The following is a 19,570-nucleotide window of genomic DNA, read 5'->3' on the forward strand; positions in this document are numbered from 1 at the left end:
TAGTATAACGCTTAGTCTGTTACACCGTCACGAAGCTCTGGATTTTGACCAGGTACAGGTTGAGAACCTTCTGTGTTGTCGATGATACCCAGATTGTTGTCTTTCTCACGAGTAGCAAAACGCATATTCAACCAACCGTCATTGTTCTTGATGTTAAACTTGAATGCATCTGGCACATTAGATTCTTGACCTTCGTGGAAGCGAACGATGTTCTTGCCAAGACGCTTTGCATCTGCAGTGAAGAAACCTTCACCCCAAAGTTCAACACGACGTTGGAACCAAATCTCATCTGCCAAACTGCGACCACCTGCAGTTACACTGTATGATGGGTCACGATATGTCTTGACGAAGTCTTCAAGAACTTTTTTGGCGTCAGCCTCATGGCCACTCTTTGCAAGGCCCTCAGCCTTGATAAGAATCATCTCCTCAACACGCATGAATGGGAAGTCGTTATTGTTCAAAGTGCTACCAACACCAGACTGCTGACCAAACTTGATACTAGTGTAAGCATCGAAAGGAACCTTACCGCCATCGTCTGTAGTCAAATCCGCAATTTCATCACCCTTAGCATCACCCCAAGTCAAGTTTGCCCAGTTTGGTGAGTGCTTGTTGGCATCTAGCCACCAACCCTTACGAACATCGGTAGTAGGGATCTTGTTATAAAGCAAGATGTTGATGCAAGGAACATTCATGGTAGCTGGAGCATAACCATCGCCAGAAAATGCACTGAACCAAGAAGAAGGGTTAGAATAACCAGCATCACCACTTACCATAGCATCGGTCATATCAAATCCCCACATCCAGTTCTTCTCATTGATGTCATCAAATGCAGGCACACTTACGTCAGCAATAGAGGCTGGCGTATAGCCTTGCATAGCCTTGTCTGCATCAGCGGCTGCTTTTGCCCACTCGTCCATTGCAAGGTAAGCACGGGCACGAAGACCATAAGCCACGTTCTGGTCAATCTGAGTCTTGTCTGTGCGCTGGAAACCATCCAACAACTCAATAGCCTTTGTGAGATCGTTGATAATCTGCTCATAAACCTCAGCTACTGTAGCACGTGGGTTGTTAGTAGCATCACCGCTCTTTCCAATAATTGGAACACAAGGTTGATCCTTAGATGTAGCGTAGCCAAACTGGAAGTATGGTGCTAATGCCATATAGTCGAAAGCACGCATAGCATAAGCCTGACCAGCTTGTGCCTTACCCTTTGCATCAGCTGTCTCAAGATTGATTGTAGCGATGATTTGCTCTGCAACACCTATCTGGCGATAAGGCAATGTATAACGAGCGTATGGATTGGCATAGTCAGGATTGCGGCTAGACAACTCGTTGGCTGTAGAGAACCAGTTAAAATTATTGTTTGCCGAGAACATGTCAGCACCCTCCAAGTCTTGGGACAAAGCTGCCGAGATAAGTCCAAAGTCATCTGCACGACCTTGAGTCAAACCAAATACACTACATGGAGTGCCTGCCATGGTGTACATACCATTCAAGTTTGCATCGATACGGCTTGAGATGGCATCTGTCGTTTCTTGAACCTGACCTCCAGTGATGCTACCAGACTCAGGATTCTGTTCGTCTATATCTGAGCATGATGCAAAAGCCATTGCACCAAGCAATAATACTGAAATCTTATTTAGTTTCATATTACTCTTTATTATAAATGTTGTTAGAATGTGAGACTGATACCAGCGGTGATAGAACGCAATGCAGTATAACCACCACTTGCAAGACCAGAGCCACTAGTCATAGAGCCAATACCATAGTTGAAGCGTGGATCGAGACCCTTGCGCTTGGTCAACATAAAGATGTTCTCACCAGCTACATATACACGGAGATTGCTCAACTGAAGTGGGCGAATCAATGACTTAGGGAATGTGTAACCCAATGTCAAGTTGTTCAAGCACAAGTAATCAGAACTTGTCAAGAAACGGTCTTGCGCTGTCTGTGAAGATATACCTGGATCATCAGCGGCAGCTTGACTCAAACGTGGGATATCTGATCCCTTGTTATCTTCGCTCCAAGCATTGAGCAAGTCTTTGTGCATGGCATTTCCCTTGCTGATAGCGTTGTGCATCAAAGCCTGATACTGACCATCATAAATCTTACCACCCAACTGATAAGAGAACTGGGCGCTCAAATCGAAGCCGTAAGCGTTGAAGGTTGTACCGAAACCACCGAAGATGTCAGGGAGGGTAGTACCACAGTCATAAGATGTTGCCTTGGTAATATCCTTGGTCAACTCTTTCGCTGTATGGTCATAACCTTCAGATGTCTTGGAAGCAACTTCCTGACCATCCTTGTTGTAATATACATCACGATACCACTGTGCCTCACCAGTCTCATGGTCTACACCTGCATACTGCTTCATGTATGTCTGATATACAGAACCACCAACCTTCAAAACACGTGAACCAGACTTCAAACCACCTGCATCAATAGAAGGGTCGAGCTTGGTAATCTCATTGTGGTTCATGGTACCATTCCAGTTGATAGACCACTCGATGTCCTTGGTCTTGATAGGTGTACCTTCGAAAGAGAGCTCAACACCACGGTTTACCATCTCACCGATGTTGTCATAGTAAGAAGATACTGCAATACCTGATGACAATGGCAATGTCTTGCTCCACAAGAGATCAATAGTCTTCTGGTTGTAATACTCGATAGTACCTGACAAACGATTCTTGAAGAAAGCGAAGTCAACACCTACGTTCCAATCATTATGAGTCTCCCATGTCAAGTTTTCATTACCCTTCTGGTTCATTGTCAAAGAGAACTGACCTGTTGTTTCATTATAAGATGGAGTATAACGGTCTGCCCAATAGTAATAGTACTCACCAACTTCACTAGCGTATGGAGTGGTATCCAACTGGTCGTTACCTACAGAACCGTAGCTAACTTTCACCTTCAACAAGTCAATCCACTTCACATCCTTCAAGAAAGCCTCCTTGTTCATCTGCCAAGCCAAACCAATGCTGCCAAATGTACCCCAACGGTGACCAGGAGCAAAAGCAGAAGAAGCATCGCGACGAAGAGAAGCGTTTACAAAGTACTTGTCTGCATAGTCATACATGACACGACCAAAGAAACCCTCTGTCATATAGTTGTTAGTGAAAGAGCTAGCGTTCTTCTTGCTTGTACCAAAAGCATTGTCCAACTCGCCAATGAAAGGATTGTAAAGGCGGGTGTTAGAACCATAGAGATACTGATACTTCCACTTATACTGCTCGTAACCAAACAAGATATTGAAATGGTGCTCTGCAATGGTCTTGTCATAGTTGGCTGTATAACGCTGGTTGACTGTGAAGTAACGGTTTGCGCTTACGCTAGCCTGACCATCATCAGCCTGGCCACTAGCAAATGTACTGTACAATTGGTTGCTACGAGTATTGCTAGAGAATGCGTTCAAGTTAGCATCCAAAATTAAGCCATCGATAGGAGTAATCTGTACATCCCACTGACCCTGGAAGAGGTCACGATAGGTATGACTGGTATTGTACTCGTTGTCACGAACAGCATTACCTGTCAAAGCTGGACGTTGGAAGTTTGTTTGGTTACCATCGTAGATAACACGACCATTTTCTGTTTTGATAGTGCCATCTGCATTACGCACATAAAGTGGATAGATGGGACCAACATTGTTGGTGATATAGAACAAGTTACCAGAACTGCCCCAAGTGTTTACATTGAAAGAAGGTGACTGAGAATCTGTGTGAGTAAAACTCAAACCTGTTGACAACTTCAACCACTTCTTAGCCTGATAATCAACTGTTGTACGTGCAGTGTAACGCTTCAACTGAGAGTTGTCAACGATACCACCATCCTGCAAGTAACCACCACTGGCAAAATAGTTCATCTTACCATTAGAGCCTGTTACATTGGCATTGTACTCCTGACGGAATGAGCTGTGAAAAACCTCGTCATACCAGTTGTCTGGAGTATAATAATAAGTACCATCGCTGTAACCCAACTTAGCATTAGGGTTCAACTTGAAGTCCTTACCAATCAATTGCTCGCCCTCTGGAACTGTATATACCTGATATCCCAAACCGCCATTTTTGGCATTGTAAAGGTTGTTGCAAGCGAAAGCATAAGCCTCGTCAGCAGTCTTGCCATGATAGTACTGAGAGTTGTACATCGCCTTGAAGTGAGTCTCGTAGTACTGACCTGGGTCTGTGATAATATCATATTGAGGAACGAAGCGAGAGTTAGAACCCCACTTAGCATCAAAAGAAACACGTGCATCCTGGCCATCACGTGCTTTCTTGGTTGTGATGATGACTACACCATTCGCACCACGAGCACCATAGATGGCACTTGCAGACGCATCTTTCTGTACAGAGATACTCTCTATATCGGCTGGGTTCAAGTTTGAAATACCTGCATCGTAAGGAGCTCCATCCACAATGTAAAGAGGTGAAGAACTTGCACTTACAGAACCGATACCACGAATGCGAATTACTGGAGCTGAACCAGGCTCGCCAGATGTTGAAGTAGCTTGAATACCTGCAACTTTACCTACCAAAGCAGTTGTAGCAGTAGAGCTAACATGGGCAGTAATGTCTTCTGACTTGATTTCTACAGCAGAACCCGTAAAGGCTGATTTTTTAGTCTTACCGTAGGCAATGACCAATACATCATCCAATGCATTGTTGTCTGGGTCAAGAACAATTTTCATGTTCTTGCCAGCCTTTACAGTCTTACCAATCATACCGATGTAAGAAATCTCCAACTTAGCATTTGCAGGAGCATTCAATGAGAAGTTACCATCAACATCGGTAACTGTACCGGTTTGTGTACCTGCAACTTTGATAGAGGCACCAATGACTGGGCTTCCATCCTCTGCAGAGGTAACTTTACCGGAAACTTGAGTTTGCGCCAAAGCCATTCCTAAACTAAGGAAGAGGCAGGCAATAAACGTCATGAGTCTTTTTTCCATAAATCTCTCTCGTTTAATTAATTAATAAATATATAATGTTTTATATTTCCTTCTCGTTTCTCCACCTCTTGCCCCGAGGTGGTGGGGGGATGCTCCGTGTTATACCTTATTATATATTATATATAGGAGCGTCTAAAACTTCGCTAATTTTTAAAAATATTTTTAATCGGCTGCAAAATTAAGCATTATTTTGGATTTCTCCAAACTTTTTTCAAGAAAAATTGCATTTTACCCTACATTTTGTGGAAAATATCCATTTTTTATGCGTTTTCGCTATTAAATGGTAAGAAAAAAGCGGCAGTTATGTTGCAAACTGCCGCTTGGGTATGATTTGTATATTTGCCATCCTCGTTATTCTATAGAAATCGCATTTTCCTAAGAAGTTTTAGACCTAATTCCCACATTTTTCTAAGGAGTTTTCTGTGATTCCTCACATTTTTCGAAGGAGGTTTTGTAGTAACAAATGAAAGTGTTAAAAAACTAACTCATAGTTTTTCGGTCTAGAAAACTATGTTTTCTGGAGGTCTACTCATAGATTTCCTACAATGAAATGATAGCCTCTTACGGGAAATTACGGGAAAAATATATATATGGGACAAATTCAATTTGTCCCATGTTTTATACTTCCGCCACAATTTCCCCTTATAAAGGAAAGAAATGAGGCAAAAGCTTCCTTTATAAAGGAAACTTTTTGCTGATTTTCTTCCTTTATAAAGGAAAAAGTTGTATCTTTGCACCCAGATTGATATAAATAAGGAAGATATGGACAAGAGAATTGCAAAATTGTTGATAGCAGAGAATCAAAGGATGATTCAGGATGTGGAAATGGTGAAAAGAAGTATCGCCTTTGAATCTCATTCTAATTACGTGCTGGTAGGACTGAGAAGAGCAGGTAAGTCTTATCTGCTATATCAGCGTGCACAAGAGTTAATCGCCTCAGGACATAAGCCAGAAGAGATTCTTTACTTCAATTTTGAGGACGACCGACTTGAAAAGCTCCAGCTTTCTGACCTTGACTTGATAAAACAAGCTTACGAAGAAATGTATGAGCACCAGCCTATCTTCATGCTTGATGAAATACAAATCATAGATGGATGGGAGAAGTTTGCTCGTAGATTGGCAGACCAGAAGTATCGTGTCTACATCACTGGTAGCAATGCCAAAATGCTGAGTAGCGAGATTTCTACCACGCTTGGTGGCAGATATATGGTGCAGCCCGTCTTTCCTTTTTCCTTTCAGGAATATTTGACAGCCAAGCATATCTCCCTGCCTCCACAATGGGAATATCTGCAAAACTCAGACATCAAGAGGGCTTTCCTGGAATATTTTCATATTGGCGGTTTGCCAGAATTAGCGATTATAGATAATCAGTTTAAGCGTGAATGGTTGGGGAATTTGTACAACAAAATCTATTTTGGAGATTTGATAACCAGATATTGTATACGAAATCCACTGGCCATGAAAACTTTGATAAGAAAGCTATCCGAGAGTGTTAAGCAGCCACAGTCATATAACAGGCTTGCCAATCTGGTTTCTTCTGTAGCAGGAAAAGTGAAACAAGAGACTATTGTCGATTATCTGGGATATATCAAGGACACTTGTTTGATTTTCTCCTTGGAGAACATTACAGCAAAACTGCAAGACAGAATGTCGAACAAGAAATATTACTTTGTAGATAATGGTTTCTTGAGTCTCTTTCTCTTTGATCCAGAAACATCTCTCTTGGAGAATTTGGTAGCCATCCATCTTCACGAGAAATACGGAGAGGATCTTTTCTATTATTATGGCAATGTAGAAGTAGATTTCTGTCTATTTGAACATCAATATGCTTTCCAGGTATCATATAGTATAAAGGATGCTGCTACCCGAGAGCGAGAATTGGGGGCATTAAAAGCTTACCATAAGAGATATCCGAATAGTAAGCTCTTCGTTATCACAATGGATGAGGAAGAGACTATCATATACGAAGCCGTGGTAATAGAGGTACTGCCAGTATGGAAGTGGTTGCTGATGGAGAAGTAGGATTTTGTTCCTCGCTAGGGCACTTTGGGCCTTAGCGAGAAACTTTTTATACTAACATATTGACAATCTGACAGTTTTTCATTTTTTATTGATGCATATATCACATTTTTCGGGGGAATATTGCTCTTTCCATACACATTTTTCGGGGGAATAGCTTGTTTTTAAATATTTTTATCCATTTCTATAGCCCCAGTTCCGTTATCATCCCCAGATTAGCCTCGGCTAGGTCGGGATCGGCAAGGCTCTTTATATATAATAAGGTGGTGGAAGCCTTGGTATGCCCCAGAGCCTTGCCAATGAGCGAGATGTCGAGGTGGTGCTGATAGGCGATGCTTGCCCAGGAGTGGCGCACCACATAGGAGGAGAGATGGCAGGGATTGGGGAGAAGCTGCTCCAACCGTTGCAAGGAATAGTTGTATTGGCGCAGGCGGCAGCTGTATAGATGATGCTGCCGCCGGGGAGTATCAGCCGTAAGAATCGGAAACACATAGTCTGAATCATTCTCTTGGTATCGCTCGATGATACGGAGCATGCAGGGCAAGAGAGCCACCTGGATGCGCTGTCCCGTCTTATGGCGAGCATAATGGATATAACCATCCTTGAGCTGACCCTTCTTAAGATAAGCTATGTCCACAAAGGGCATGCCCATGGCATAGAAGCTGAAGAGGAAGATGTCTCGCGCCAAGGCTAACTGGGAGCCGTGGGGCAACTCCAGGGCATGGAGCTGCTGGATGTCATCGGGCGAGAGACTGCGCTTTCGGGTCTTCGCTCGCCCTGTAAATACCTGGGCAAAAGGATCATAGTCTGTCTCCATCGCCCGATGATACATCACTCGGAGAGCCCTCATATATGCCGAGATGGTGTTCAGGCAGATGTCTCGTTCAGAGAGCCATCGCTGATAGGCAGTCACTTTATCGACAGTCATCTCGGAGAAAACCCAGTCCTCTCTGCCCAGATATCGAGTCCAGGAGCGGGCAGCCGTCAGGTAATTGCTCGCTGTCTTGTATCTCCCCATCTCTCTTACTCGTTCCACCTCCAGTTTCACCCATTCCCATCCCTTCATCTCATCCGTGTGCAGGGTCTGCTTCTTCTGTTCTTTGCCCCAACTAATTTCTAACTTAAAGTATGCCATAATTGTTTTTTATTAAGAATTAAACCTAAAAATTATACCCAAAGGTATAATACCCTGGGGGATAATTTGTAAACATGAAGCATTTTTCTTAGGAATTTCTTGGTATTTCTCCACCTCGGGGCAAGAGGTGGAGAAACGAGAAGGAAATATAAAACATTATATATTTATTCACTAGTGTCCCGTTAAAACGAGACGATTATTAAATAAGTTATTAATACTCAAAAGTTTACGGACTTTTTATAGTGTATTCGATTTGATTTTGTATCTTTGCACGCATATTTAAAATACGTGTGCGATGAACAAAGGCAAAACTATATTCTCTCAGATTATGTCACTTATACCAGAACGTGATTTCAAAACTTGTGTAGACCGTTATAAGGGAAACTACAGAGCAAGAGACTTCTCTTGCAAAGACCAATTCCTAGTAATGAGCTATGCTCAATTAACAGGTCGTGATAGTCTTCGAGATATAGAAAACTGCCTTACGGCACTCTCCAGCAAACTTTACCATTGTGGTATTAGTTATGCTGTACCACGTAATACTCTAGCAAAAGCTAACGAGAAGCGAGATTGGCATATCTATAAAGATTTTGCAGACGTTCTTTTGAAAAAAGTACGTCCTCTTTATGTCAAAGACAAGTTCAGATTAGACCTAGACAACATGGTATATGCTTTTGATAGCAGTACTATAAGTCTGTGTCTCAAATTATGTCCTTGGGCAAAGTATCACAAAAACAAAGGTGGCATCAAAATGCACACATTAGTCGATTTGCGAGGAAATCTTCCAGTCTCAGTTTATTTGACTTCTGCATCAGTTAATGATGTAAAAGCTCTTGATGATCTCTACATAGAACCTTCTGCTATCTATTTGATGGACAGAGGATATGTAGATTTCAACAGACTCTTCAAGTTGATAACTAAGAAGAATGCATTCTTTGTTACTAGGGCAAAAGATAACATGCTTTTTGAAGTTGTATCAGAAGCCGAAGTTGACAAGAGTACTGGTATCATTTCTGATGAACGTATCAAATTAACAGGACTACATACTGCCAAATGGTATCCTGAAGAACTTAGAATGATAACCTATGAGGACTATGCAACAAGTAAGGTGTATAGGTTTCTCACAAACAACATGGAATATGAAGCGCTTACCATATCTGAATTATATAGGGAAAGATGGAACGTGGAACTTTACTTTAAATGGATTAAGCAACACCTTCACATCAAATCCTTTTATGGAACTTCCGAGAATGCCATATATCTGCAAATCTGGATTGCCATATGCACATACTTGCTTTTAGCTTATGCAAAGAAAGTGATGCACATAGATCAATCGCTACACACTATTTCAAAGAACGTGGGTCTATTCCTTACGGACAAGACTCCTTTAAATGAATTGTTTAACAAAGCTGTTCCAACAGAAGAGACGGAGGATTGGCTATATCCTAGCCTTTTCAGGCCCGATGATTTCTAAACGGGACAGCAGTGATATTTATTAATTAATTAAACGAGAGAGATTTATGGAAAAAAGACTCATGACGTTTATTGCCTGCCTCTTCCTTAGTTTAGGAATGGCGTTGGCGCAAACTCAAGTTTCCGGTAAAGTAACCTCTGCAGAGGATGGTGAGCCAATCATTGGTGCATCTATCAAAGTAGTGGGTACAAAGACCGGTGCGGTTACCGACATTGAAGGTAACTTCTCATTAACCGCTCCAGAAGGAGCAAAACTGGAGATTTCATATATTGGTATGAATTCCCAAACTGTTAAGGCAGGTTCTAACATGAAGATTGTTTTGAATCCTGACAATAAGACTTTGGACGAAGTCGTTGTTGTGGCTTATGGTACTGCAAAGAAGAGTGCCTTTACAGGTTCAGCAGCTGTCATGAAAACAGAAGATATTGCAAAGGTTGCAGACTCAAACCCAGTTCAGGCTTTGACAGGTAAAGTTTCTGGTGTACAGATTAACACGCAAACTGGTCAGCCAGGTGTTGAAAATTTCAAAATCCGTATTCGAGGTATCAGTTCAATCAATGCTGGTAGCACCCCATTGGTTATTGTCGATGGTTCTCCTTGGGATGGAGACATGAATGATATCAACCCTAACGATATTGCTTCTATGACAGTATTGAAGGATGCTGCTTCTGCCGCTCTTTATGGTGCTCGTGGTGCCAATGGTGTAGTCATCATCACAACAAAGACTGGCAAGGAAGGTTCTTCATCAATCACCGTAGATGCAAAGTGGGGTTCAAACTCACGTGCTACACAGGATTACAAATATGTCAAGAGCCCTGCTAAATATTATGAGACTTGGTACAAGGGCCTTTACAATTACGCAAAGGCACAAGGTATGGGCAACGAGTCTGCTGTAGCATGGGCAAACGAGAACCTTTGCTCTGATAACGATTACGGATTGGGTTACAACGTATATACCGTACCAGATGGTCAATATCTGATTGGCTCTAATGGTAGAATCAACCCTAACGCTACACTAGGTCGTGTTTATAACTACCAAGGTCAGGACTTCATGATTACTCCAGATGACTGGACTGATGCCACATATCAGAACAGTTTGCGTCAGGAGTATGCAATCACTGCAACCGGAAGCACAGATAAATCTTCTTTTTATGGTTCTGCCAACTATTTGAGCAATGATGGTATCACAAAAGCTTCTAATTACAAGCGTTTTACTGGTCGTTTGAAGGCAGACTTTCAGTTGCGCCCATGGTTGAAGATGGGTGGTAACTTCAGCTACTCACATGCCAACACCAACTATCTCAGTACAGATGATGATGGAGCAGCAGGTTCATCAGGCAACGTGTTTGCCTTAACAACTGTAGCTCCAATTTATCCTCTGTATGTACGCGATGGCAAAGGTAATATCCTCTACAACTCGGAGGCTAAGCTTAATGTATACGACTATGGAGATGGAGAAGTTAATGGAATGATACGTCCATATATTTCACAGGCAAACCCATTAAGTTCCAACCAACTTGACACTCATAATCAGGAGAGCAACACATTTAATGCTGTAGGTTTCGCAGAGATTCGCTTCTTGAACGATTTCAAGTTCACATCTACAAATAGCGTAATGGACTCTGAGGCTCGTTCAACATTAACAACCAACCCTTATTATGGTCAGTATGCAGCATCAAATGGTCAGGTAACAAAGGCTCATACACGTAGATGGTCTTACAACTATCAGCAGTTGCTGGATTGGCATCATGCATTTGACAAGCATGATGTTGACATCATGTTGGGTCATGAGTATTATCGTACTCGTTATCAGTCTCTCGATGCATACAAAACCAACATGTATTCATTCGATATTCCAGAACTTTCAGCAGCAGTGAATGCCGGTTCTGCAGACTCTTATTCAGATGACTATAATACAGAAGGTTGGTTTGGTCGTGTACAATACAACTATGCAGAAAAGTACTTCGGTTCTGTATCTTACCGTCGTGACGCCTCTTCACGTTTTGCACCAGAGAACCGTTGGGGTAATTTCTGGTCATTCGGTGCAGCATGGTTAATTTCTAAGGAAAAATTCTTCAATGTATCTTGGATAGATGAGTTGAAATTAAAGGCTTCCTATGGTGAGCAGGGTAATGACAACATCCAAGACCCAGACTATGGATGGGATCGCTACCTCTACCAGAATACCTATGATGTTGTGAACTCTAATGGACAGCCATCATTGGTTCCTAAGACTATGGGTAATAGAGATATCACATGGGAAAAGGGTGGCAACTTCAATGCCGGTATCGACTTCAGTTTGTTCAGAAGTCGTTTGACAGGTAGCATTGAGTACTTCTATCGTAAGACTACAGATATGTTATTCTACTTCCCATTACCAACTTCTTTTGGTTATGGTGGTTATTATGCAAACATTGGTGATATGCGCAACTCTGGTTTTGAGTTCACTTTCGATGGAACTATCATCAAGACCAAGGACTTGACATGGGGAATCAACTTGAACCTTACCACTTACGGCAACAAGATTACCCGTTTGCCTGAAGAACGTAAGACTGCAACCGTTGATGGTATTAGAGGTTATGCTTCTGGCAACTATTTTATCGGTGAAGGCAAGGCACTTTACAACTGGTATATGCCAAAGTATGCAGGCGTGGATCCCGAAACAGGTGTAGCTCTTTACTGGAAAGACGTAAAGGATGCTAATGGAAACGTAACAGGCGAAGAAAAAACCGACAAGTACTCTGAAGCTACAGAGCACCTTTGTGGTACTGCCCTTGCTCCAGTATATGGAGGTTTCGGAACAAACTTAACCTGGAAGGGACTTGATGTGTCAGTAAACTTTACCTATCAGATTGGTGGTAAGGTATATGATAGTACATACGCATCAGCTATGAAACTTGACAATGGTCATATTTTCCACGCTGATATGCTGAATGCTTGGAGCGAAGACAATAAAGGCTCTAATATTCCACGTATCCAGTTCAACGACACATACACAGCGTCACAGTCTGATCGTTTCTTGACAAACGCATCATATTTGACACTTCAGGACTTCACTATTGGTTATTCTTTGCCAAAGCAGTTGATTCAGAGTATCGGTCTTACTAAAGTTCGTCTTTACGTACAAGGCAACAATCTCTGGTTGTGGTCAAAGCGTCAGGGTCTTGACCCACGTCAGTCTATCTCAGGTGAAACAACTGCTGCATATTATTCACCAATCCGCACTATCTCTGGTGGTGTATCAGTTTCATTCTAACAAACTAAAAGATAACATAGAATATGAAAAGATTTCATAAATATATATTAGGAGCTAGCCTCTTGTCTATCGCACTTGTAACTACAAGTTGCGAAGACGAGACTGAGCCAACACACTTTGCAACCCAAGATCAAGCAAGTGCGTCAAGTGCTGCCACAAGAGCATTGGTATATGCAATGCCAGCATATTTCAATCATATAGATGAAAGTCTCATAGATGAAAAAAATTGGCATGGAGCATTCGGCTATGGTGCCATGATGATTATCCGTGATTTGCAAACTGGCGACCGTTCTATTGGTACAAAATATAATGGTCACTTTAAAAATTATGCATGCGATCAGTACATGGGCAAGCGTTATATCTACGCAAACTACCCTTGGAGTTATTACTATGGCTTTATCTTGACTACCAACAAGGTTATTGCAGCCATAGACCTTAACAATTGTACAGATGATCAGAAAGGCTACTACGGCATTGCCAGTGCTTTCCGTGCATTCTGTTATCTTGACTTAGCTCGTACTTACGAGTTCCTTGACAACAAGAAAGTTAAGTCGGTAAATGAAAACGGAAAGGATGTTGCTGGTCTTACTGTTCCTATCATAACAGACGCAATTAGCGAGAACGATGCACGCAAAAATCCACGTGCAACACGTGCTGATATGGCAAAGTTCATTGAGGACGATTTGAACAAAGCAGAAGAATACATTAAGTTTTCAACAGAAAAAACAAACATCTTGCCAGACCTCGCGTGTGTTTATGGTTTAAAGGCACGCCTTTATATGTGGCTTGAAGACTATACGAATGCTGCTAAGTATGCAAAACTGGCATTCACTACAACATCTTCAAAGCCAATGACTGAGTCGGACTGTCTTGATGCTCAAAAAGGTTTCAATGACCTATCAAAGTGGATGTGGGGCGCAAAACAGACATCTGAAGATGATGCCGTTAAAACAGGTATCGTAAACTGGACTTCATGGGCATGTAATGAAACAACATTTGGTTATGCCGGTGTTGGTGCATATAACTTAATTGACGCCAATCTCTATAGCCAGATTGATGATAAGGACTTCAGAAAGAAGGAATTTATCGGTCCTAATGGTCCTTCAAAAGACCAGAAGATTTTGACCAAATTGCAACAAGCTTACGCATCAATTAAGTTCCGTCCTAATGAAGGTAATGCAGATTCTTATCAGACTGGTGCAGCATCAGCTTATCCTATCATGCGTATAGAAGAAATGTATTTTATCTGGGCTGAAGCAGAAGCTCATCTTGATGCCGCTAAGGGTAAGGAAGACTTGATTGAAGTTATGACTACCAAATTGAAGCGTAACCCAGATTATGCATTTACCGGAACGACAACAGAAGAAGTTGTAAACGAAATCGTAAAGCAGAAGCGAATCGAGCTATTTGGTGAAGGTCAGACATTCTTCGACATCAAGCGTCTTAACATGTCAGTAGATCGCACATATAATGGAAACAACTGGATTCCATTGGCTCGACTCAAGACAGATGGTCGTCCTGCATGGATGAACTGGGTTATTCCTCAGAATGAGGAGAAGAATAACTCTGCACTGGCAGATTACAATAACCCAGACCCTTCTGATGTATACACAAAGTAATTATAATTCGTAAAACAAGAAATTATGAACAAATTGATGAAATATAGCTGTTTCGCAATCATGGCATTGTCAGCATTGACATTTACTGCTTGTACAGAAGATTATGATTACGATCCATACACTAATGTAGAAAACTCAGGTTTTTACTTTACAGAAGCCAGTGACAGAGCATTGTTCTACCCAGAGGATACCAAGAGTATCACTGTAGAGGTTTGCAGAGCTGAAAGTGAGTCAAAGGAAGCTGCTACAGTTCAGCTTTCAGCGAGTTCAAATCTAGTTACACTTCCTTCTGAAGTATCATTTGCTGCTGGTGAAAGCAAGAAAGAAATAACTATTCCTGTTGCAAACACACCAGGCATACATGACGTAGATATTACCATCGCAAATGAAAAGGACAAGTTTGCATATGGTCCTGTCACATATTCTCAAAGAATCATTGTTTGTGGAGAGAAATTGTCTGGTGTATTTACCTCACAACAATTAAAAACAACAAAAAATGTAGTTGTATACAAACTAGGGAATGACGGATACGACATTAAAGATTGCTATGAGGAAGGTAATGATATCGTTTTCTCTCTAGACAAAGAAAGCAACATTATTGTTGATGAACAGCTAGCTTGGAATCATCAGAAGTATGGACCTGTATACGTAGAAGACTACGAAAGCAGTTTAGGAGTTTATCCAGGCAGTAAAGATTACCAAGGATACAGCGGTTATGACTCTGAGTCTGATACATATTACTTGACTTTGAAACACTATTGTGCTGCTGGTGCTTTCGGTAATTTCAGTGAAACATTGAAAATCTCAAGATAAAAGCATTGTTTCATTAACTATATAATTAAGGTGTATCCTTATTGCTCAACACAATGGGCAAAGGGATACACCTTTTTCTTTTTATTTATCTCCCTCTCTCTCAAACATTTTCAACCATACAGGTCGAATTCTTTCAGTAGCCAAGTCTTGCCAACTTGTCTTGCACCTTCCAGTATGAGTGGCTTCCTTCCGTGACTGTCTTTCCATTTTAACAATTGGGATATAAGTAGTCTTTCCATACGCTAAAAATTATGTTTTGGCAAAGATACTAATAAACAGTGAATTACGCAAGGAAAATCACATTTTCCTAAGGAGTTTTAGGGGTTAAAATCGAGAATTCTGTCGTAATCTCAGAAAAAAAGCAAGATTACGACAACTTTTAAACGAGAAATCTGTCGTAATCTCGATAAAAAAGTGAGATTACGACAGATTTTCATGAATTTTCTTTTTAATTACTTGTCTACGGTAGAAGAAACATTGTTCTTCTCATAGAAAGCTTTGTATTCTTCGCCACCATACTTCAGACCGAGGTCTTCGCCGGCGATACCATCGCAGAAGCCCTTGTAAGCCCACTTGCGCTTGTAGTCCTTGTCGAAGAGGTTTGGCACCTGACCCTTGAGCCAGTATTCGTGTTCAGCCTCGTTGTCTGACAGACTCCAGATGGTGATACCGCTCTGCTGAGCCTCTGGCACATTTGCCTTGTAGCTCTCCATAATCATGCGGTAGGCATCGCTCTGTGCCTTGTACTGGTTGCTGGATGGAGTGCCGGTGCCGAGAGAAAGGTCGAGCTCGGTTACACGAACCAGCTTGCCTGTGGCAGCCATCGTCTGGAACATGGCATCTACCTTTGCCTTCAGCTCCGCAATGCTGGTTGCGTTCTTCTCAGCATCGTCGCTGCAATTGAGGGTGACGTGCATCTGGGTACCGATACCATCTACAATAGGAGAGCCGTTCTTCTCATCTATTTCCTTTGCAAACTTGATGAGCGCTTCGAGCTTCTTAGGAGAGGTCTCCAGGTTGTAGTCGTTGACGAAGAGCTTGGTATCTGCAGGCAGATACTTGCGTGCCAGCTGGAATGCCTTGACAGGGTAATCCTTTACGTAATAGCCCCAATACCAGTGACCTGATTCCCAGTTGAGGCTCAGACCATCTGCTTCTGACTCGGTAGGTTCGCTGTCGCCTTCCATTCCGAATACACCATCATATCCACGGCGACCATAGCTGCCGTCGGCGATAGGTTCGTTGATGACATCGTAGCCGAAAGGCACCACGTTCTTTTCCTTCAAGTGATTAGCTACGCCGCTAACCCATGCATCCATTGCACTTTCGAGGGCAGCCTGCTTCTCGGCAGGAGTCTTCAGTACGTAGTACATCTTGCTGCCGGCACGGGTGGCTTTTCTTGCCTTTCCTTTTCTAGCCAGAACATACTGGATGCCTCTTGTTGCGGTACTCTGATTCTTGGCAAGACCGAACTTGATGTTATCTATATAATAGGTAGCGCCTACCTTGCCGAAGTTGAGGATGATGCGGTTGGCGTCATCGTAAGCCGGGGTAAAGGTGAATTCGCATTTCACCCAATCGGTACCTACGTTGAAGGTATTGTAACCGCCCTGAGAACTGTATGTGGTTCCATTCTGATACTGGAACTGCAATTCACCTGCAGAAGAAGTAGACTTGGCATAGAACTGGATGATATACTTCTTGCCTTCCTGCAGCGCATCGTCGAAGGTATAGGCACACTGGGCTTCCCAGGCATTGCCGTCGCCCTTGTTCTTCAAGGCAAGAGCCTTGCTGTTGTTATAGCCTACGCCTTCTTCTACTTCGGCACTTTCCTTGTTGCTACCCCAAGAGCCCCAATTGCCTGTGGTTCCACCTTCGAAGTCTGATGCATCACCTGCAAGTACATTGTTCATCGGGTCTTCCTGCTTTAAACCAAACTGGATATCGTCGATGGTATAGGTAGCGCCTACCTTACCGAAGTTGAGGATGATGCGGTTCACATCATCATATTTGTCAATGGTGAACTCATACTGGAAGGTTTGCCAGTCGGTACCTACGTTGAAAGTATTATATCCGCCCTGAGAACTGTATGTGGTTCCATTCTGATACTGGAATTGCAATTCACCGGCAGGAGAAGTAGACTTCGCCTTGAACTTGATGACGTATGTCTTGTTCATCTCCAGATAATCATTGAATGTATAGGCACACTGGGCTTCCCATGCGTTGCCGTCGCCCTTGTTTTCAAGGACGAGTGCTGCCGTGCCATCCTGTCCGGCTCCGGCTACCGCTCCTGCTTCATTCTTGTTGCTGCCCCAAGCACTCCAACCGCCAGTGGTACCGCCATTAAAATCGGCAGCATCGCCTGAGAGAACGTTGGCAATATCTCCATCACTTTCTACCACCAGGGTAGGGGCGATGAGCGATTTCAGATAAGTCTGGTTCTGCTGGGTGTGCCAGAAGAAGTTATGACCGTAGAGTTGCATGTTGCCATCTAATGCTGCAAGGAGCTTGTCTACGGTAGCGAAGTTCAGAGAACCGCTGTTGCCCATAATGGCATCATTCTTCATCGCATTGCCCGGTGTAAATACCTGATAGTTGGCATTTGCCAGATCGCCTTCGCCATTCTCGTTGTTCGCATATAAGTCAGCACCCATACCGATACCTATCTTCATGTTCGGTGTGTACTGCTGGGCATAGTCCTTGATATTATCGTAGTTGGCGATGACTTCCTTTACGGCGATAGGAATCTCTGCCTTGGTAACGTCAGCATGATTGGCTGGCTTACCCCACTGCATGATCTGGTCGTCGCAACCAGTGAGTAGCATCGCTGATGCTACTATTGGTATCATTATCTTATTGATTTTCATCATGATTTTCATTTAAGGGTTATTATTCTGTTGCTGTTTCGTCATCATTGAAGTCCTTTACCGTGATAGACTTGGTGCTGACAACGCGGAAGTTGTCTACATAAATCTTCAGGTTGAAGGTACTTGCCTTGTACTTGATGTCGTCAGAGAATTCCAGGTCGCTGTTGGCGAGGAACAGGACGAAGTTCCTGTATGAACCTCCGTTTCTGTCTTCTACAATCTTCTGGAAGGTTACGTCTGGAGCCTTCTCCGGGTCGTAATTGCCAAAAGCAGTCATCGGAATGGTGATGGTCTGCCAGCGTTCGCCTGTGCTCCAGGCTGTATGAGAACCATCCTCTGTGTTCAGCCAAGGAACCCATACGGTAGCTGTGTTGGTGTACTCTGCGCTGTACTTTGTAGGAGCTGATCCCCAACCATAGCCGTTCAGGTTGTTCTGCAGAGAGATTTCGAGCTGACCTGTGAGATCCCATGGCTCCGGACAATAGATGTCGAACTGGATAGCCAGGTCGGAAGCACTTGTCTCGGCAGGGATGGTGGTGTACATGCGGCTCCAGTCGTCGTTTGCATTATCGTTGCCTGCTGTTGCCCAGTATTTGCCGTTACCGCCTGCATCCAGACCACCTGCATCGAGCAGAGACTGTGGAGCGAGCAATGCTACCTTGCCACGACCGGTGTTGAGAGGATCGTCTACGAGATCGTCTGTACCGTAAGTTGCGCTCCATGAACCCAGTTCGCCATTTCCATCGAAATCGGTAATGAAGTTGCCGAAGTCGTTGAAATAGGTTGGTGACTTGGCTGTACCATTGGCACCTTCGCTGGTGATGGAACCCGACTTGGTGAGGTCGGCAGAACTTGGAACGGTAAAGCTGTACCATTTGCCGTCGGCATCATTGCGGATGCCATCAGTAATTTCTGTACCATCAGGAAGTGTAATCTTGGTAGTTTCCTGCAGGTTGGCTCCATAAACGGTTACCGTTTCGCCAGCCTTAGGCAAGGTGTTGTCTACACTTGTAACAGCAGGTGCAGCTGCACGAATGGTAAATTCGTAAACCAGCTTGTTGTTATCGTTCTTGTAGAATACGATGGTATTGCGAACGTCAGCATCTGCCTTGTCTATCGGAGTAGCGGCATTCAGCGTAACCCATACATTATTATCGGTCATCAGGGCGTTGTTGAAGTAAGTTTCGTAACCGTTGACATAGATTTTCTTCAAGCCGCTGAAGCCGGAACCTTCAATTCGGAGCAACTGTCCCAGACGGGCAAACTCCACCGGACGATCCTGATTTACCTCGTCGTCCACATTCTCCAGGTATATCTGGTTAATCTGCATTGCAGCCGAGCTTCCGCCGTTGTCGTCATCGCTGCATGCTGTAAGGGTGAATGCAGCCAATGCGAGGCACAATGTCCAGAGATATTTAATTGTTTTCATAATTCTTTATTTATTA

The 19,570-nt window shown here is 43.1% G+C and carries 10 protein-coding genes; 5 read left to right on the plus strand and 5 right to left on the minus strand.

All coding sequences use genetic code 11. The features are described 5' to 3' along the window. Positions 1-11: 11 nt before the first annotated feature. Entirely contained in the window at positions 12-1,649 is a 1,638-nt protein-coding gene (locus tag ONT18_RS13615; protein ID WP_264906146.1) for a RagB/SusD family nutrient uptake outer membrane protein, read from the minus strand. 23 nt (positions 1,650-1,672) lie between these two features. After that, positions 1,673-4,942: a SusC/RagA family TonB-linked outer membrane protein gene (locus tag ONT18_RS13620; RefSeq protein WP_264906149.1), complete on the minus strand. Its 3,270-nt coding sequence runs from the start codon at positions 4,940-4,942 to the stop codon at positions 1,673-1,675. Between the two features lie 762 nt (positions 4,943-5,704). On the opposite strand from ONT18_RS13620, the gene ONT18_RS13625 reads away from it, so the two are divergent. After that, complete coding sequence (locus tag ONT18_RS13625) at positions 5,705-6,964, plus strand: ATP-binding protein (protein ID WP_264906152.1); 1,260 nt, start codon at positions 5,705-5,707, stop codon at positions 6,962-6,964. Positions 6,965-7,145: 181 nt separating this feature from the next. On the opposite strand, the gene ONT18_RS13630 is transcribed toward ONT18_RS13625, so the two are convergent. After that, positions 7,146-8,096, minus strand: coding sequence for a tyrosine-type recombinase/integrase (locus ONT18_RS13630; RefSeq protein ID WP_118081823.1), 951 nt, complete (start codon positions 8,094-8,096; stop codon positions 7,146-7,148). Positions 8,097-8,391: 295 nt separating this feature from the next. Between ONT18_RS13630 and ONT18_RS13635 the strand changes: the two genes are divergently transcribed. The 4 genes from ONT18_RS13635 to ONT18_RS13650 are packed head-to-tail and all read left to right on the plus strand — an operon-like array spanning position 8,392 to position 15,258. Next, complete coding sequence (locus tag ONT18_RS13635; RefSeq protein ID WP_264904630.1) at positions 8,392-9,570, plus strand: IS4 family transposase; 1,179 nt, start codon at positions 8,392-8,394, stop codon at positions 9,568-9,570. 46 nt (positions 9,571-9,616) lie between these two features. Then, positions 9,617-12,826, plus strand: coding sequence for a SusC/RagA family TonB-linked outer membrane protein (locus ONT18_RS13640; RefSeq protein WP_264906157.1), 3,210 nt, complete (start codon positions 9,617-9,619; stop codon positions 12,824-12,826). 23 nt (positions 12,827-12,849) lie between these two features. Then, positions 12,850-14,445, plus strand: coding sequence for a RagB/SusD family nutrient uptake outer membrane protein (locus ONT18_RS13645; RefSeq protein ID WP_264906159.1), 1,596 nt, complete (start codon positions 12,850-12,852; stop codon positions 14,443-14,445). Between the two features lie 24 nt (positions 14,446-14,469). Next, positions 14,470-15,258, plus strand: a complete 789-nt coding sequence (locus ONT18_RS13650; protein ID WP_264906161.1) for a hypothetical protein — start codon at positions 14,470-14,472, stop codon at positions 15,256-15,258. Between the two features lie 452 nt (positions 15,259-15,710). On the opposite strand, the gene ONT18_RS13655 is transcribed toward ONT18_RS13650, so the two are convergent. Further along, positions 15,711-18,107 carry an endo-1,4-beta-xylanase gene (locus ONT18_RS13655; protein WP_264906163.1) on the minus strand — a complete coding sequence of 799 codons (2,397 nt, stop codon included), beginning with the start codon at positions 18,105-18,107 and terminating at the stop codon, positions 15,711-15,713. A gap of 40 nt (positions 18,108-18,147) precedes the next feature. Then, positions 18,148-19,554: a glycan-binding surface protein gene (locus ONT18_RS13660; protein WP_118200373.1), complete on the minus strand. Its 1,407-nt coding sequence runs from the start codon at positions 19,552-19,554 to the stop codon at positions 18,148-18,150. Positions 19,555-19,570: the final 16 nt, after the last annotated feature.

It is taken from the genome of Segatella copri (assembly GCF_026015295.1).
GTDB classification, from domain to species: Bacteria; Bacteroidota; Bacteroidia; order Bacteroidales; family Bacteroidaceae; genus Prevotella; species Prevotella copri_C.

Coding starts and splice junctions, on each gene's coding strand:
- ONT18_RS13640 (WP_264906157.1), top strand. CDS start 9,617: ATGGAAAAAAGACTCATGACGTTTATTGCCTGCCTCTTCCTTAGTTTA.
- ONT18_RS13635 (WP_264904630.1), top strand. CDS start 8,392: ATGAACAAAGGCAAAACTATATTCTCTCAGATTATGTCACTTATACCA.
- ONT18_RS13645 (WP_264906159.1), top strand. CDS start 12,850: ATGAAAAGATTTCATAAATATATATTAGGAGCTAGCCTCTTGTCTATC.
- ONT18_RS13620 (WP_264906149.1), bottom strand. CDS start 4,942: ATGGAAAAAAGACTCATGACGTTTATTGCCTGCCTCTTCCTTAGTTTA.
- ONT18_RS13650 (WP_264906161.1), top strand. CDS start 14,470: ATGAACAAATTGATGAAATATAGCTGTTTCGCAATCATGGCATTGTCA.
- ONT18_RS13630 (WP_118081823.1), bottom strand. CDS start 8,096: ATGGCATACTTTAAGTTAGAAATTAGTTGGGGCAAAGAACAGAAGAAG.
- ONT18_RS13655 (WP_264906163.1), bottom strand. CDS start 18,107: ATGATACCAATAGTAGCATCAGCGATGCTACTCACTGGTTGCGACGAC.
- ONT18_RS13660 (WP_118200373.1), bottom strand. CDS start 19,554: ATGAAAACAATTAAATATCTCTGGACATTGTGCCTCGCATTGGCTGCA.
- ONT18_RS13615 (WP_264906146.1), bottom strand. CDS start 1,649: ATGAAACTAAATAAGATTTCAGTATTATTGCTTGGTGCAATGGCTTTT.
- ONT18_RS13625 (WP_264906152.1), top strand. CDS start 5,705: ATGGACAAGAGAATTGCAAAATTGTTGATAGCAGAGAATCAAAGGATG.